The organism is Paludibaculum fermentans, assembly GCF_051172195.1.
Classification (GTDB): Bacteria; Acidobacteriota; Terriglobia; order Bryobacterales; family Bryobacteraceae; genus Paludibaculum; species Paludibaculum fermentans_A.
Genome location: NZ_JBPJAQ010000001.1, coordinates 3,102,501 through 3,119,516, shown reverse-complemented (window position 1 = coordinate 3,119,516; position 17,016 = coordinate 3,102,501). Strand labels below are relative to the sequence as shown.

11 protein-coding genes, 1 tRNA gene and 2 rRNA genes (1 of these 14 cut by a window edge) are annotated in these 17,016 nt (G+C 63.2%); 8 read left to right on the top strand and 6 right to left on the bottom strand.

Going from position 1 to position 17,016, the window contains the following annotated elements:
• The first annotated feature begins 36 nt into the window (after positions 1-36).
• From ACR9Y2_RS12705 to ACR9Y2_RS12695, 3 genes are all read left to right on the top strand, one after another.
• A complete protein-coding gene (locus ACR9Y2_RS12705; protein WP_435041674.1) occupies positions 37-942 on the top strand; it encodes an ExeA family protein in 906 nt (301 codons plus the stop codon).
• 257 nt (positions 943-1,199) lie between these two features.
• Positions 1,200-1,676 carry a hypothetical protein gene (locus ACR9Y2_RS12700; protein ID WP_435041673.1) on the top strand — a complete coding sequence of 159 codons (477 nt, stop codon included), beginning with the start codon at positions 1,200-1,202 and terminating at the stop codon, positions 1,674-1,676.
• A gap of 60 nt (positions 1,677-1,736) precedes the next feature.
• Entirely contained in the window at positions 1,737-2,414 is a 678-nt protein-coding gene (locus ACR9Y2_RS12695; RefSeq protein ID WP_435041672.1) for a hypothetical protein, read from the top strand.
• Here ACR9Y2_RS12695 and ACR9Y2_RS12690 read toward each other — a convergent pair.
• The 3 genes from ACR9Y2_RS12690 to ACR9Y2_RS12680 all read right to left on the bottom strand — a co-directional run bounded on the left by ACR9Y2_RS12690 (position 2,398) and on the right by ACR9Y2_RS12680 (position 10,211).
• Entirely contained in the window at positions 2,398-7,059 is a 4,662-nt protein-coding gene (locus tag ACR9Y2_RS12690; protein WP_435041671.1) for a beta strand repeat-containing protein, read from the bottom strand. The two genes, ACR9Y2_RS12695 and ACR9Y2_RS12690, sit on opposite strands and share 17 nt — an antisense overlap.
• Before the next feature lie 150 nt (positions 7,060-7,209).
• Positions 7,210-8,364, bottom strand: coding sequence for a glycosyltransferase family 2 protein (locus ACR9Y2_RS12685; protein WP_435041670.1), 1,155 nt, complete (start codon positions 8,362-8,364; stop codon positions 7,210-7,212).
• Positions 8,361-10,211 (bottom strand): glycosyltransferase family 4 protein, encoded by a 1,851-nt coding sequence (locus ACR9Y2_RS12680; RefSeq protein ID WP_435041669.1) that lies wholly within the window; start codon positions 10,209-10,211, stop codon positions 8,361-8,363. Before ACR9Y2_RS12680 ends, ACR9Y2_RS12685 begins: the two co-directional genes overlap by 4 nt.
• A gap of 58 nt (positions 10,212-10,269) precedes the next feature.
• On the opposite strand from ACR9Y2_RS12680, the gene ACR9Y2_RS12675 reads away from it, so the two are divergent.
• Together ACR9Y2_RS12675 and ACR9Y2_RS12670 are read left to right on the top strand one after the other, a co-directional pair.
• A complete protein-coding gene (locus ACR9Y2_RS12675) occupies positions 10,270-11,178 on the top strand; it encodes a glycosyltransferase family 2 protein (RefSeq protein ID WP_435041668.1) in 909 nt (302 codons plus the stop codon).
• Positions 11,179-11,181: 3 nt separating this feature from the next.
• Entirely contained in the window at positions 11,182-12,921 is a 1,740-nt protein-coding gene (locus ACR9Y2_RS12670) for a hypothetical protein (protein WP_435041667.1), read from the top strand.
• Between the two features lie 55 nt (positions 12,922-12,976).
• On the opposite strand, the gene ACR9Y2_RS12665 is transcribed toward ACR9Y2_RS12670, so the two are convergent.
• Entirely contained in the window at positions 12,977-14,086 is a 1,110-nt protein-coding gene (locus ACR9Y2_RS12665) for a Gfo/Idh/MocA family protein (RefSeq protein WP_435041666.1), read from the bottom strand.
• A gap of 116 nt (positions 14,087-14,202) precedes the next feature.
• Between ACR9Y2_RS12665 and ACR9Y2_RS12660 the strand changes: the two genes are divergently transcribed.
• From ACR9Y2_RS12660 to ACR9Y2_RS12650, 3 genes are all read left to right on the top strand, one after another.
• Positions 14,203-14,277, top strand: a tRNA-Glu gene (locus ACR9Y2_RS12660).
• Between the two features lie 62 nt (positions 14,278-14,339).
• A complete protein-coding gene (locus ACR9Y2_RS12655) occupies positions 14,340-15,347 on the top strand; it encodes an energy transducer TonB (protein ID WP_435041665.1) in 1,008 nt (335 codons plus the stop codon).
• A gap of 149 nt (positions 15,348-15,496) precedes the next feature.
• Complete coding sequence (locus ACR9Y2_RS12650; protein WP_435041664.1) at positions 15,497-15,742, top strand: hypothetical protein; 246 nt, start codon at positions 15,497-15,499, stop codon at positions 15,740-15,742.
• Positions 15,743-15,861: 119 nt separating this feature from the next.
• Here the strand turns inward: ACR9Y2_RS12650 and rrf are convergent.
• A 5S ribosomal RNA gene (gene rrf, locus ACR9Y2_RS12645) occupies positions 15,862-15,978 on the bottom strand.
• A gap of 89 nt (positions 15,979-16,067) precedes the next feature.
• Positions 16,068-17,016: ribosomal RNA gene (locus tag ACR9Y2_RS12640) — 23S ribosomal RNA — on the bottom strand; it runs 1,989 nt beyond the window's last position.

Here is a 17,016-nt window from a genome sequence, read left to right as displayed (position 1 = left end):
AAACGAGAAGCGGATCGGGGGCAGTGATCGGAGCTTATGTATAACGCGTTCTTTGGATTTCGGGAAAACCCATTCAACCTAAGCCCGGATCCCGCGTTCCTCTACAGGAGCCCGCAGCACGAAGAAGCTCTCGCCAACCTGATCTACGGTGTTCACAGCCGCAAGGGGTTCATCGTACTCACCGGTGAGGTCGGCACAGGTAAGACCACCATGCTGGAATGCATGCGCGATTACCTCGAGTCGCAGTACATCGAGTTCGCCTTCCTGTTCAATTCCCGCATCAACACCGAACAGTTTTTCGAGATGATCGCCTACGATCTCGACCTTCGCTGCGCACATAAGTCGAAGACCGAGGTCCTGTTCGCCTTGAATCAGCTCCTCATCCAGCAAGCCAACGAAGGTCGTACTACAGTACTGATCGTCGATGAAGCGCACAATCTGGAATGGGACGTACTGGAGGAGATTCGCCTCTTAGGCAACCTCGAAAACCCCCGTCTCGGCAAACTTCTCCAGATCGTCCTGGCCGGCCAACCCGAACTCGACCGGAAGCTGGACGCCCCCAACCTGCGCCAACTCAAGCAACGCATCGTCCTCCGCTGCACTCTCGCCCCCTTCGGCCTCGCCGAGGCCGCGGAGTATATCAACTCCCGTCTGCGCAAGGCAGGCATGCCCGACCAGGAAGTCTTCTCCGAAGAAGTCATCAAGGAAGTCCACCTGCGTAGCCAGGGCATCCCTCGTCTTATCAACGCGATCTGCGATAATCTCCTGCTCACCGCTTTTGCACTCGAGAAGAAGACGACTTCCATGGACATGCTCGATGAGGTCTGCCAGGATATGCGTCTCGAATGGCCCGGCAAACGCCTGCGCGGCCGCTCCTCCTTCCCCGGGCCGAACGACCCCGCGGAACCGCCCTCCTTCCTTAGCTCGCGAGAACAGTACTAATCCGTCTAGGGGTACTGCCGGGTAATCTTCGCCTTTCTCCCATAGGTACTTCTTCCCTCTAAACTCGCCTAAGGTGGCAGTATAAAACCACTTAGACAACATTAGAGATTTGCCTACCATAGTACCTAGGACAAATCCTACCCATTGGCACCTTCGTCCTCCCATAAGCTCAGGTAGAACCCTTAGTAATGGGGACCAAACTTGGATGCCGGCGCAAAACCGGTCTCTATTTGTGCACTGCGAAGGTAGCCACCATAATGTGCAAGAAAATTAGCCTGAGCGTAGCCTGTGTTACACTTCTCGTGTTCTCAGCCTCGTCTTTCGCGGCTGTTGTGCCCGCCAGCACAGGTCTGAATGCCCCGTCTATCAGTCCGTTACCGCCGCCCGATCCGTGGGGTGACCCGCTGGCCATCAGCCCGCTTCCGCCACCCGACCCGTGGGGCGATCCCCTCTCCATCAGCCCGCTGCCGCCGCCCGATCCGTGGGGCGACCCGCTCGGCATCAGCCCGCTCCCTCCGCCTGACCCGTGGGGCGACCCGCTCGGTATCAGTCCGCTGCCGCCGCCCGATCCATGGGGCGACCCCCTCGGCATCAGCCCGCTGCCTCCGCCCGATCCATGGGGCGACCCGCTCGGTATCAGCCCGCTGCCTCCGCCCGATCCATGGGGTGACCCGCTCGGCATCAGCCCGCTGCCGCCGCCCGATCCGTGGGGCGACCCGCTCGGCATCCGCTAATAGTAGTCAATCCGCCTTCTTTGGGGCTCGGCGGCGATCGCAGTACGCGGCCGGGTCCCAATGATTGTCTCTGCCCTCCTCTTCTCCCTCAGCGGCATCGCAATCCTCTGCTACGCCTATCTGCTGCACCTCCTCCTGAAGGGCCACGTTCGTCCCTATCTGGCCTTATTCCTCGACTTAATTGTCCTGTTCCTGACAAATGTTGCCGAATTGGGTCTGTATGGCTCCACTGTTTACGCGAAGGTCTTCTACATCGATGACATGTTCCGTCAGTCGATGGTCTTCATCCTGGTGATCTCCCTCGTCTATCGCGCCCTCACCAGCCAGGGTGACAAACGCTGGATGGGGCGCTGGCTCATCATTGGAGCCGCCTTCCTGGCCGTCATCTTTCTCAGCTATGCGATCCTGTACCCCGATCGCACCTTCAGCCGCTCCATGACCAACGTCGCCCGTAATCTGAGCGTCACTGCCATGGTGATGAACCTCATCCTGTGGATGCTTCTGCTGAGTTCCCGCACGCTCGACCGCCGTCTGCTCACGGTCACCAGCGGTCTCGGCGTTCAGATGGCCGGTGAAGCCATCGGACAGTCGCTCCGCCTGATGTCCAGGGACGTCCTGTTCCTCGGCAACTTCGTCCTGATCGTCTCCCACTTCCTCTGCCTGGCTATCTGGATCAGCGCCTTCCGCCAGAAGCCCAGCCACCCCACATCTCCAGCAACTCCTACTGCGTCACAGTAAACGAGCCCAGCAACGGCGACGCGCTCGTCAATCCCCCCACATCCGTAGCGTTCATCCAGATACTCTTCGCACCCGCAAAGCCTGCTTTAAACCCGACATCCACCACAAGAGTCAGGGAATTACCTGCGACAGCCGACGATGAAGCCGCACCATAAAGGACACATTGGCTGTTCTGCGCGGTGTCTGCCGTTCCCAACCGTACCAGTGTCCACGCCGCACCCGCGTCATCCGCCAGCCCCAATAGCCCGGTCGATCGCGTCAACTGGAAGTAACAGGCGTGGTCTCCCGCCTGCTGGGAGTGGATCAGCACCCGCGGCGTCTCCACATCCGCACCCCCATTGCCGTCGCTGAATGTGAACGTGAACACCTTTCTCGACCCGCTGCTGTTCGCCGGCGTCACCGAAACCGGACCAGGCATCTGGTTCCCGCCCGTCACCGCCACAAGGTATGACCCGATCTGCGGAGACGCACTCGTCGCACCTGCCTCGTCCGTTGCATTCGCCCACACGCTCTTCGCCCCATTGAACGCCGCCGTGAAAGAGACATTCAGCACCACCGTCGCCCCATTGCCGCTCAGGCTCATCGACGACCCGCTCCCGCTCACCGTGCACTGGCTGTTCTTCGCCATGGCGCTACTCCCCATCGCCGCCTGCACCCAGTTCGCACCCGCGTCATCGGCCAGGTAGACGATTCCAGTCGACCGCTCCACGGCCAGGTAACACGCCTGCACCGCCGATTGTTGCGCATGGATCAGCACCCGCATCCAGGCCAGGTCCGTCGCGCCCTTGGGATCGGCAAAGACAAAACTGAACACCTGCGCCGCGCCATTGCCGCTACCGGGTGTCATCGAAACCGGCCCCAACGCCTGCCCCCCGGCCGCGTCCACCGTGAACGCTCCCAACTGCGGAGACCCGCTCGTAAAGCCCGTCTGGTCGCTCGCGTTCGCCCAGATCGACTTCACCCCCCCGAACCCAGTCTGGAATTGAAGGTCCAGTTTCAGAGTGGCTTGCGTCCCCGTCAACGAAACGCTGCTACCTGCGCCTGCGATCCGGCACTGGCTGTTCTGCACCGTATCGCTCGTGCCCAACCGCGCCGCCCCATACCCCGCACCCGCGTCGTCATAGAGATAGGCAATCAGCCCCACCGGGTCGACTTCCGCATAGCAGCCGCCCACGGCCGTCTGCTGCGAGTGAATCAATACGCGGAGCCACGTCAGGTCCGCCGCGCCCCGCGGATCAGTAAACGTAAAAGTGAATATCTGGCTCGAACCGCTGCCCGCCGCCGGCTCCACCGTCAGCGGTCCCGTCGGCTGAGTACTCGCCGCCGCAACCGTATACGCACCCAACTGCGGCGAGGCACTCGTCACCCCCGCCGCATCCGTGGCATTGGCGTAGACACTCTTCACTCCATTGAAGCCCGCGAAGAAACTGACGCTCACCGCCATGCTCAGGCCCGTGCCGCTCGACGCAATTGACGAGCCCGCCGCATTCACCTTGCACTGGCTGTTGCTGGCCGACTCAGTAGTCCCCACGCGTGCTGACGCCGACCACACCGCCCCACTGTCATCCGCCAGCCAGATCGTCCCCGCGCTGCGGTCCCATGCGAAGTAGCAGCCCGCCACCGCGGTCTGCTGAGCGTTGATCAACACCCGCATCAGCGCCACGTCCGCTGCGCCGTTCGCATCCGTGAAGTTGAACGTAAACACCTGGGCCGCGCCGCTGCCGCTCGACGGGCTCACCGACGCCGCTACCGGAGCGGTATTCACCGCCTCTCCAGTCACCGTCCACGTACCCAACTGCTTCCAACTGCCAGACCCGCCCGAGCCATCCGTGGCCATCCCATAGACGTTCCGCGCACCCGCAAAGGCAGACTGAAACACCAGGTCCAGCGCCACCGTGAAGGTGCTGCCCGACACCGCCAGCGACGAGTTCGCCAGTTTCACCTGGCACTGGCTATTCTGCAGCGCTCCAGCGCCACCGGCCACGCCGGAACTCCAAGCCGCTCCCGAATCCGCGGCCAGTTCAATCGTCCCCGCGGCCCGTTGCACCCGGATCGAACACGAGTTCGCATCCGTGGCGGATGTATGAACGATGACCTTCGCAGTCGTAATGTCCTCGCCGCCATTCGCATCAGAGAACACCACACTGAACTTCACCGCGCTGCCGCTGCCGCTGGCCGGAGTCACCAGGCTGGCCGCCGGCGTCTGGTTCGTGGCTGCCACTACCGTCCACGCTCCTGCCGGCGCAAAACCCGTCTCCTCGCCATTCAACGAGGCCGCATTCAGGTACAACTGCCTCGCCCCCGCGAAGCCCGCCGCAAAACTCAAAGTCGCGGTCACCGTCAGCGTATTACCCGCGCTCACCGCTGTAGCCCCGCCGCCCGTCAAGGTGCACTGGCTATTCCCCACCGCGGTGCTCGCCCCCAGGGCCACAGTGCTCCACGTCAGCCCGGAGTCCGCCGCCAACCCCAGCAGGCCCGTCGCCCGGTCATACCGGATCCGGCATACCTGCGCCGACGCGGCCGATGAACCTACCATCAGCTCCAACGCCCCTATCTGCGCTGCCCCGGAGGCATGCGTGGCCGAAAAAGCGAAACTGCGCGTCGTCCCGGAACCGGCATTCGGCGCCACGCTCGGCGACCCAGGCAACACGCCAACGGCGATCCGGGTCACGAACATGCGCAGCGCCGCGCCCGACACCGTCTGCGCCGGGTTCTTCTGCGGGTAGTCGCCCGACCCGCTCTGTCCCGCCACGTAGACCGTCCCCCCGGGCCCCAACGCCAAACCCGCCACGCCATCCGCCGCGCTCCCGCCCGTGTAGGTCGAAAAGGCCATCGAAGCACCGCTCGCCGCCATCCGCAGGACAAACCCATCCGAACCGCCGCCCGTCGCCGCCTGTGTGGCGCCCTGCAAAGGGAAGTTCGACGAAGTAGTCGACCCGGCCACCACCACCAGCCCGCCAGAATCCAGCCCGATGCAGGTGCCCGAGTCCTTGCCAGCCCCGCCCACCAGCGTGCTCCACACCACAGACCCCAACCCACTCGCCAGCCGCGCGACATAGGCGTCCTGCAAGCCTTGCAGCGTCCCCATCCAAGGCGTCACCAGGGGGAAATCGGACGACGGCGTCCTCCCCGTGACGTACACGTTCTGCGCCGCATCCACCGCCAGCCCCAACACCATCTCGGGATTCGACACGTCGCCCCGCGTTCCGCCCAAATACGTGCCCGCGATCAGTTGCGAACCGGTCGCGTCGAACTTCAGCACAAACCCGTCCTGCGAGCCCTTCAACGACATCTGCGCCCCGCCCATCGGCAGCGTCAGGTTGGACGACGCCGTCACCCCGCCCGCATACACGCTGCCCAGCGAATCCACCGCCACGGCCTTCACGCTCTCGTCGCCCGATCCGCCCAGCAGTGTCGAGCCCAGCAGCGTCCCTGTCTGCGAATAGCGTGCCAGAAAGCCGTCCTGCATCCCGCCATTGCTGCCGCGCCAACCATTGCCCCCAGGCAGGCTGGCCGAACTGCTGTCACCCCCCATCCACACCTGTGCCACCGTCAGCGCCAGCGCATTGCCTGCTTCGCTCTGCGCCCCACCGAAGTAGGTGCTGAACGCAAACGCGCTGCCCGCCGGGTTCAGCTTCAACAGAAATGCATCCTTGTAGCCCGAGATCGCCGGCTGCGCCGCACCCAGCACGGGGAAGTTTGTCGAGGTCGTCCACCCCGTCACATAGGCCGACCCCATTGAATCCACGGCCAGCGCGAACGCCCTGTCATCCCCCGATCCCCCAATGTACGTGGCGTACACCAGTCGCCCGGTCGAGGCCTGGATCTTCGCCACATACGCATCCACTCCGCCGACTCGCGGAACCGCCTGCCCCACCACCGGCACATCGGCCGCATCCGTGTACCCGGCCACATACACATAGCCCGCCGCATCCACCGCCACGCCTGTCGCCGCCGAGGCGCCATACCCGCCCACCAGCGAACTGAACGTCACCACCGGATCGATCACCAGCGCCCGGTTGTGGTCGAACTCTTCCACTTCAAAACCCGCGGTGCCGTCCGCCCGCACCACATAGCGCCCGCCCACCCGTTCCATGCGCCCGTCCAGCCATTGGTAAATCAGCGGCTCGGCTTCGTGCCAGGCGCCAGTGCCTGTCTCGATCCGCAGGTCCCCGCCGCTCTCCACGGTAACCCGCTGCGCCGGCGCATAGCGGATCCGGATCAACCCGGGATCCCCGCCCGCCGCCACCACATATTCCGACTTCAGCGAACCGCGCTCACCCGTCAACCGCAGGTCAATGCCCCGGTATAATCCACGAATCCACACCGCGTCGTAAGCCGCCACACCGCTGCGCCACTGCCGCGCTTCGTTGCCCAGCAACACATTCACCGTACCCGCGGCCGCACCTTCCGCCTCTACCCGGGCGTGCCGGCTCCGTCCTTCAAAGGAGACTCCAATGGAATTCGTCCCATCCCGCAGCCATAACCCTTCGGCGTCGATCCGCGCCTGCTGCAGGCCGCCTCGCGCCATCCAATGCCCATCGCCTGTTTCGTGGAAGACCACAGGCAGCCCCGCGGGCCGCAATTCGGCCATCCCGGCCCCAACACTGCGCGGCGCTCCCCAGGCAAGCGAAAACATGGCCATGGCCCCGCTCAACAGGGTGATTGCGATGATTCGGCGTGCGGCTTGCCGTGCGGTCTTCGCTGCGCCGCCACACTGGGCCGGCGCTGCGGACCGGGAGATTCCAGTCACGTCCGGCATATCGGACCAGGAAGCCCGAATCGGAGGAAAAGACTATGAAATGCGAATCTCGCTCATCCGCCAGCTCACTCGTACCCCAGCCGCCCCCCGCACACTCCACCGCGCCACAAACACCAGGGACACTGCGTCTCCGGCCCCAGCCTCGCCCAACTCCACCAGCCACTCAAAAGGCCCCGGCCCAAACGTCTTCTCCGCCAATGCCACGGCACCCGAGCTCGCCTGGATCCTCTGCTCCGACGGAGCCTCCGGCCACGCCGGAATCTCCCCCTTCACCACGAATCGCCTCGTCCCGCCCGGCAGCATCCAGTGCATCCTGCGCCCCGCCCAACCACCCGGATAGTAGCCTTGTGCGTGCAGCGCCACCCTGTCAATCTTCCAGCGGCACAACTGGAATACCCGCTGACCCAACCAGGCCAACCCCACCCGTCGCAGCGCCGCGCTCCAGATCTTGTCATACGTGTCCAACCCGTAATACCAGCACCCCGGAGCCCACCAGCACCCCGTCTGCCGCCGCAGCGTCGCCCACAGTTCGCGGAACCGCCGCCCCCCGCCCGACGCCGTCTTCGTCTCGCCATACTCCCGCAGACACCCCAGGTAGTCCGGGCAATACTGCAGCCCGAACCGCTTGCCCAGCTTCACCAGCAGATCCCAATCCATCGACCAGTACAGCGATTGCCGCAGCCATCCCACCTGCTCCACCGCGGCCCGCCGAAAGAATGCGCTCTGCTGCAGAATCGAGTCGCAAACCCAGGTCAGCCGCCACAGATTGAAGGGCTCCGTCGCCGGAAACCGGCCCGTGATCCGACCTTCGCGGTCGATGCAGTAGCCCTCTCCATACACAGCGCCCGCCAGCGGAGCTTCGGCAAACGCGCGCACCGCCGCCGCTACCGCGCCCGGCAGCAGCACATCGTCTGAATTCACCCACGCCACAATCTCGCCGGCCGCCCGCCGGAATCCCTTATTGATCGCACCGCTCTGCCCCCCATCCGGCTCGGAGACAAAGGTCAGGCGCCCGGCATACTCCTCCACAATCGCCCTGGTTCCGTCATTCGACCCGCCATCCATCACCAGGTATTCGATTCGTGGATAGTCCTGGCCCAGCACGCTCTCAATCGTGGCGCGGATGAACTCCGCCTGGTTGTACGACGGGGTGACAATCGTCACCAGCGGATGATACGTTTCGCTCACCGCGAGCCCCCATCCTGCCGCCACTCGCGCCAGTACCGCTGCCGCCGGCCCCGGTTGGCCGCCAACCCTCTCCACAGGCTCCGCCACCGGCCGCTCATCGCACCCGAGCCGCCCAACAACCGCAGCACCGACCGGCCATCCATCCACTCTGGCGGGACATACGCAAAGTGCTCCAGCATCAACGCGATCGCCTCACTCCGCAGCCGCTCCAGAGCCACACTGTCCAGCGCCGCCAAATTGCCCCATTCCGCCAGGCATTCCGGCAGTCCGATCACCGCATGACCGCGAGCCACCCGCAGGGCCACCCTCAGTTCGCCCAGCACCGCGCCTTCGGGTCCTCCCCCGTCAGCGGGCGCGGATCCCTCGGCCCGCTCCCACGCCGCCCGTCCGTAAAACGCGGCCGCCCGCGCCCAAACCGGCCCGTAGTTCAAGTCTTCATAAACAAAGGGCGCCGTCCCCATCAACCCTTCGCCCACCCGGGCCAGTCCATAGATCACGCCGGCCCGCGGATTCCTCCGCCAGGCCTGAGCCACCCTGGCCGCCGCACCCGGCAGCCACGCATCTCCTGGCCGCAACACATTCAGCAGAGCCCCAGTGAAGCCAGCCGCCCCGGCCTCGCGCACCGCTCGCCATTCCACATGCGGATACTCCTGGGTCACCACCGAATCCAGCGCGGAAGCCATCGCCGGTTCCTCTCCCACCAGCGCGACCGAAACCACCGGCCACTCCGCTACCTCAATCTGCGGCGGAGCCCGATACCCCGCCACCGCCACTCGCTGCAAAGCCGCCAGCGTCGTGTCCACGGCCCGCTCCCACGTGAAGCCAGCAGCCCGTGCGCGTCCCTCGCCCTCCAATCGCCGGATCAACTCGCCGCCGGAAATCACCTGTCCTATCCCCTCGGCAATCGAAGCCGGATCCTCGGGCTTCACCAATACCGCGCACCCGCCCGCCACCTCTTCCGCCGCACCACCCTGTGACGTAATCACCGGCACACCCAGGTGCATGGCCTCCAGAACCGGAATCCCGAAGCCCTCAAACAGGGTGGGGAACAGCAGCCCCCGCGACCGCCGGTACAGCTCGGGCACCAGTTCGCTCTCCACCCGGCCCAGCAGCCTCACACGCTCGCCCAGGCCCAACTCGTCCACCAGGGCCTGCACCCTCGCCCGATCGCCCCCACCTGTACACACCAGGTGCAGCCGCACCGCCCCGCGCTCACGCACCAGCCGCAAGGCCTGCAGCGCATTGGCGTGGTTCTTGTGCGGCCAGTAGAACGCCGGGAAATACAGATATTCATCCGGTAGCCCGAGCGCCCCGATCAACTCCTCCGGCGCTGGCCCGCCTGCCAGGAACGCCCCGTCCACGCCATGCCCGCACACCACCACCTTCTCCGTTGCCACCTGATACCGCTCGACAATCGTGCGCTTGGAATACTCCGAACACGTCAGTACCTGGGACGCATTCTTCGCACTCGCTTCATAGTTCCTGCAACGCCGCGCCAGCTCCCGATCGTCAAAATAAGCAGGGAAAAACTCGTGCTGCAGATCAGGTATCATCACCGCGGAAGGGATAGGTGGATCCAGCGGCTCCAGGGTATGCAGCGGGCAGAACAGCAGGTCAAATCCGCCCCCGGCCATCGCCCGGATCATAGGCCGGCCCTCTTCCGGAATGGGCCTGACATCCACCGGACCCGCCACCAGTTCGCGCACCGCCTCCCTCTCCGAAGGCTGGGCGAAAACCGTCAATTCCTGCCCGCGTTGCGCCAAACCGCGCAGGATACCCTGCAGGTAGTTCTCCTGTCCGCCGATACGCCCTTTAAGATAGTGCCGGACGTTGACTGCGATGCGCATGATCTCGGTGGGCAGGGTTCTATTTCCGCTCTCACCGTAACATACTGTAGTAGGTCGCTTGAATAACACAATCTCCATCGTCACGCCGACATTTGGCATGGCGGAATATCTTCAGTGCGCCATCGATAGCGTGCTCAGCCAGGAGTGTGCTCAGTGCGACTACCTCGTCGCCGACGGTGGTTCCTCTGACGGTACGGTGGAGCTCCTGCGTAGCTTCAATGGCCGCCTCCGCTGGCGCTCCGAGAAAGATGGCGGCGCCGCCGCAGCCCTCCAGCGCGCCTTTCAGGAAGCGCAAGGCAGCATCCTCACCTGGCTGAACGCCGACGATGTCCTGTTGCCCGGGACCCTCGCCCAGGTCACCCAGGCCTTCGAACGCTACCCCGACGCTGTCGCCGTCTATAGCGGCGCCTCCTGGGTCGACCAGAACCTGCAACTCATCCGCCCTTATCCCGTCATCGCCGATGCCGCCCGCCACCTCTCCGAGGAATGCCTCATCTGCCAGCCCGCCTGCTTCTTCCGCGCCGACGCTTACCGCGCCTGCGGAGGCATCGACCCCCACCTGCAGTCGGCCTTCGATTACGACCTCTGGATCCGCCTCTCCCGCCTCGGCCGCATGGTCTATGTGCCCGGTGAATGGGCCTTATCCCGTATGCACTCCGCCAACAAGAGCCTCGGCCAGCGCCAGCAGGCTTTCCAGGAAGGCGAACAGGTGCTGCTGCGCCACTTCGAGTACGTTCCCTTCTCGTGGATTTACTCACGCCGCGTGAACAAGCTCGACGGCCGCGATCAGTTCTTCGAGCCGCTGGAGCCTTCGCTCTACGCCTACCTCGCCTGCCTCCCCGAAGGCCTTACCAAGAACAGCCGCCATCCGGTCCGCTTCCTCCAGGACTGGGCCGCCCAAATCAGTTGGCGCGCTGCCGGCCGCATGCTGGGTTTGAAAGGTCCGGGCTTGAAAGGAAGATCCTGATCCGTGTGGCTGGCGGGCAGCGTCCTGCTCCTGTTCGTGCTGCTGCTCGCCTGCGCCTTCACCGGCCGCGCCGTCTTCACGTTCTGTAAGCCGCACCACAAACCCCACGCCGCCCTCTGGTTCTCGCCCGTCACCGGGCTCGCTGTCTGGATCCACACCGCCGCCCTGCTCGGTTGGACCACCGGCTTCCCTCGCCTCGCGGCTTTCGTCGCAGCCTTCCTCCTGCTGGCCCTCAGCGCCTGGCGCCTGCGCGATCAGGCGAAAATTCTCACCGGGAAACTTTGGCTGCTGTTGCCCGCCACTCTAGCCGGCGCCGTCAGCCTCTTCTGCTGCCTGCTTCGCTTCCACGCCTTCAATCCCTTCAACGACGCCTTCACCTACCTCGTCCAGGCCCGCTGGCTCCAGTCCCACGCCTTCCTCGCAGCCGTCACCCGCGACCCCCTCCACCCCGCCCTGTCGCAGGTCTTTCTTTACCAGAACGGCCACCACCGCATGGGCGCTTCGTTCCTGCTGGCCTGGATCCAGTCGCTCACCGGCAGCGAGTGGCCGCACAGCGTCTTCCCTTCTGTCATCGCGCTTCCACTCGCCTGCGGCGGACTCGCCCTCAGCGGCGCCATCTCCCTGGCCGTCCCCGCTCGCCGCCGCCTCTGCCTCGTCCTCGGCCTCCTGCCCGGCCTCACGCTCTCCGGTATCACCTTCGGAGCCGTGCACGCCTTCCTGCCCCAGTCTTTCGGCCTCGTGTTCGGTCTGGCAGCCACCGCGCTGGCTGCCGCAGGCGGCCGCTTCTGGCTCCCCGCCGCCCTCTGCTTCAGTGCCCAGGTCTATACCTACCCTGAAGCCCTCCCCTTCACCGCCGCCAGCCTGTTGGTGCTGCTGCTAGCCCCCTCGGCCCGCCGCTCCGCGCTGCTCACGCTCGCCGCCGGGGCCCTGCTCGCCGCACCCGAGTGGCCCCGCGTCGCCAGCAGCCTTGGCTATCAGATCGCTGCCGTGGCCGGAGTCAACTCGCCGTTCTCGGCCCATGAGGCACTGGAACATGCCACCGGCTTCAACGCCGGACCCTGGCAGGACCGCATGAGCCTCTTCCTCCAGCCGCATCTCAACCTGGTGCTGTGCCTGCTGACCCTGCTCGCCGCGGCCTGCGGGCTGGCTCGCGCCAAACGACTCGCCCCGTTGCTGCCCTTCGCAGCCATCCTGGCCTTGCTTCTCGCCGCCTGGACGTGGTTCCGCTTTGGGTCAGTCAATCCCTGGGATGGCACCACCGGCGACCCCTGGCGGCAGGCCCGTGCAGCCACCTACGCGGCCTACCCTGCCTTCGTACTCGTGGGTGCCGGCTTGGCCCTGCTGTGGCGGGAGAAAACCCGTCTGCGGCCCGTGCTGCGCCTCCTGCTGGCACTCTGGCTGGCTACCGGCGCCATCCAGCATTACCGTCTGGCCGAACCGCGCCTCCTCACCATGCAGGAAGAACTCGGCTGCGAATCCAACTGCTGGCAGCTACTCGACGACCTTCTGCGCAAGGCCCCGCCCGGGTCGGTGGCCTTGCAGGGTTTCGATCAGGGTCACTACAAGTTGCGCCGCTTCCTCTCCTACCTCCTGATGGACCACCCTATCTCCGCCAATTGGCAGGATGACGATTACATCGGCCCCAACCTGCCCGGGACGCAAAAAGGCGCCCCGCCGCCAACAGGCTACCTGTTGACACCGGAGCGCCCCCTGCATTTTCAACCGTCCCCGTCGGGACATTGATCCTGTGTCCCGAAGTGAACCCTGCGCGGATCCTCGAGGGGATCCGGCAGTTGGCTTAGCCGCCCATCTCTTCCCAGGTCACGATTCTCTTCTCATAGATCGCCTTGCGGCCCATCATCGCCGTGAGAGTCGACCTCTTCGCGGATACAGCGTTGTTGAGTGGCAGCTTCTTGGCTCGAGCATTCTCGATAAACGCCTTCACGCTCAGCAAATCCCCGCGCTGCCCGGCATCGGGAACTTCCAGCGCGATCTCGCCCTTCTGCTCCAGCTTCACCCACTTCGCCTGGGCCAGGTCGATCGCACCTTCGCTGCCGTACACCCGTTCCTTGATGCCCGAGAAAGCCGGCGGATCGAAGTAGATGTGCGAGAACGTCACACGGATATCGTCCGGGAATTCGTAGATCACGGAGTAGTTGTCCATGGTCGTCCGCCCCGGGGGGACATTCTTATACAGGTTGATTCCGCCGGAGCCCATTGCCCGCAGCGGAGCCTTGCCCACCGCCCACACAAAGAGATCGATGATGTGGCACGCCTGCTCCACAATGTTGTCGCCGCTACGCACCCGGTCAAACAGCCAAGGCTCGTTCCGCGGCAAATCACCGGTATGCCGGTACCCTTGCGCGTACAGCATCTTGCCCATTCCACCCGACTGCAGGAACTTGATCGACGCCGCGCGGTTCGGATCATGCCGCAGTTGGAATCCCGCCTGGTAGATGCCCTTTGCGCTCTCCGTCGCCTTCAGAATCGTGGTGCACTCCGCCGGTGACAGCGCCATCGGCTTCTCGCAGTAGACGTGCTTGCCCGCTTCCAGCGACGCAATCGTCGGCCCGATGTGCGTGTCCACCGGAGTCGCGATCACAATCGCTTCGATGTCCTTGCGCTGGTCGATCATCTTGCGGTAATCGGCATAGCCCTGCGGCTTATGGCCCTTTTCCGTGGCCGCATCCACGGCCTTCTTCAGCGTTTCCGGATCGATGTCGCAGATGGCGATGATATCGACACCTTGCACCTCGAACATCTGTTTGAGCAGATAGCCGCCCCGGTTGCCGACACCGATGAACGCCACCTTCATCCGGGCTGGCGCGTCCTGCGCCCGCAAAATCGCGGGAGCGGCCACGGCCGCGGCCAGAAACCCGCGCCGCGATGCGGAATAGAAATCGGACATAGTTTCGAACCTCGCTGTCCCAAATTGTATCGAACCCGGCCCATGCGCGGCCAATCCCGGCACGAACCGCCCCCTTCGCAAACGCCCGGGGCTTTGTTATAGTGAAGAAGTAGCGTGGCGCTATCGTCTAAGGGTTAGGACGGAGCCCTCTCAAGGCTCTAATAGGGGTTCGAATCCCCTTAGCGCTACCATCCCCCTCCCGTATTCCAATCCCCCCCAATCCAAGATGCCCCAGTTGTACACTGTGGCTGACATGCTTCGGTGCCTCCTGCTCCGCTGCCTGACCTCGCTGCTCGCCCAGGCAGCGGACCGGCCTGGGCCCTCGGAACTCTATGTGGTCTCAGCGTCTTTCTCCGATCATGGCCTCCAGTTCTATTACAGGCTGATCGATGTCAAACAGGACGGCCCCGACTCCGTAATCCGCTATATACGCGTCGCACCGGATATCGTCCACTGTCCTCGCATGATAGTGCAGGCCACCGAGGCAAGAGTAAGCGGCAAAACGCCCGCGCAACTCGTCGGCCAGAACAACCCATGTGCCGTGAATCCGGACACATTGCGCGCCGCCCTTCGAGAATCAAAGGAGAATCAATCCGTCTTCGAAGCCGCCAGCTATGGCGTCGTCGCGCAATGTGGCGAAACTTCGATTTCACTGGGCCTGCCGATCGCCCAGGAAGTAGATATGGAACAACTCCAATCAGCCCACCCAGCTCTGGCCCGCCTGTGGAGTCTCGCTTCGGAGATCACCGAAGCTGCGTTCGGCAACAAAGATGTGTTTCGAGACCCGTCAGAAGCGGAGGACTTGGCCCTGCAGCAGGCAGGCGAGAAACTCGTCCCCGAACTGAGAGCTGGCCGTTATGACAGAGGCCTGATGGAAGCAAGAAGCGGCAATGTGGGAAGCGCGGAACAGCTCAGCTTTCGAGCTATCCTCTCTGACTACAACGGACCGATCACGGCCTCGCAGGCAAAACGGCTCGAGGAGCCGAAGCTGCAGAACGCCGCGGTCTACCGCTTCACCAACTTCATCACCCCCAGCTACCCGCGACTGGCGTTGCAGGCGCAGATTTCGGGGGAGGTCGAATTCGTCCTGAAAGTGAATCCGGAAACCGGCGAAGTCCTAAAGGCGGAAGCCGCCAAAGGCCACCGGCTCCTCGGGCAATCAGCCATAGAAGCAGCCAGGCGCTGGCGTTTCGAACCCGGCTCTCTCAAAGGCAACAGTTTGAACGTCACCATCGACTACGCGCTGCCTTGCCGCAAATAGTAGTTCATCGGGGCGCTGTTGCATCCGGAGCTGCACTTCAGCCGGAGCCCGCATTTGACCTGCTTCTGGATTTTCAGTTACCTCCTCGAAATCGGGTTCGGGACCAGAGGCTCTTCCAATGAACCTGTACCGCTTACTTCGACAATTCGATGAACAACCGCTTCAACCCGGACCCGAACAAGGAGGTCCAATGGGGCGATCAGAGCTGGGATGAAATGATGGTCGGCTTCTTCAACCTGGTGTTCCCGGCCAACACCTCCGTTGAGACGATCAACCCGCCGCACGAACCAATGATTCCGTACGAACTGTGGATGTTTCCTGCTACGGCTGGTCGACGGTGGAGTACCGGTAAACGACCGCAAAGTGACGGTAAACTGCGCCCTACAATTACTTGACATCGTCAAGTATCTTACTTGCTTCGGTCAAGTGTCTGGCAGAGGGGTGGTTGGGGTGACGGTGTGTGATCGCAGACGCAAAAAAGCCCCGGGATTGACTCCGGGGCTTTTTGTTTTAATTCGGGCAACGTCCTACTCTCCCACGCACTTGCGCACGCAGTACCATCGGGGCTGAGAGGCTTAACTTCCGTGTTCGGGATGGGAACGGGTGGGTCCCTCTCGCTATGGTCACCCAAAACTCGTTTGAGCTTTGTTCTTCATTGAATATTGACGGGGTCCACTTTGTTGCCAAAAGAGCGGGAGCTCTGTGCAAAGAGTAAATTTTATGGTCAAGCCGAACGGGCTATTAGTACCGGTAAGCTAAACACATTACTGTGCTTACACACCCGGCCTATCAACGTGGTCGTCTACCACGGCCCTTCTTAGCTTTCGCTTGGGAGATCTCATCTTGAGGAAGGTTTCGCGCTTATATGCATTCAGCGCTTATCCTGACCGAAGTTCGCTACCCAGCCGTGCCACTGGCGTGACAACTGGAACACAAGAGCTTCGTCCACCCCGGTCCTCTCGTACTAAGGGCAGGCCCTCTCAAATCTCCTACGCCCACCACAGATAGGGACCGAACTGTCTCGCGACGTTCTGAACCCAGCTCACGTACCGCTTTAATAGGCGAACAGCCTAACCCTTGGGAGCTTCTACACCCCCAGGATGCGATGAGCCGACATCGAGGTGCCAAACCGGAGCGTCGATGTGAACTCTTGACTCCGATCAGCCTGTTATCCCCGGCGTACCTTTTATCCGTTGAGCGATGACCCTTCCATACAGAATCACCGGATCACTATGTCCTGGTTTCCCACCTGCTTGACTTGTTGGTCTCGCAGTTAACCTGGTTTATGCCATTGCACTCAAAGGAGGATTTCCAAACCTCCTGAACCAAGCTTCGAGCGCCTCCGTTACAATTTAGGAGGCGACCGCCCCAGTCAAACTACCCGCCTACCAATGTCCCTGCTCCGGATTACGGAGCTAGGTTAGAATCACAGAACGATCAGGGTGGTATCTCAATGTTGGCTCCTTCGAACCCAAGAGTCCGAATTCAAAGCCTCCCACCTATGCTGCGCAGACCGACCCATAATTCATTGATAGGGTGCAGTAAAGGTGCACGGGGTCTTTCCGTCTAGTGGCGGGCATCCGGCGTCTTCACCGGAACCACAAGTTCGCCGGGCAGGTTGTCACGACAGTCGCAGGATCGTTACGCCATTCGTGCAGGTCGGAACTTA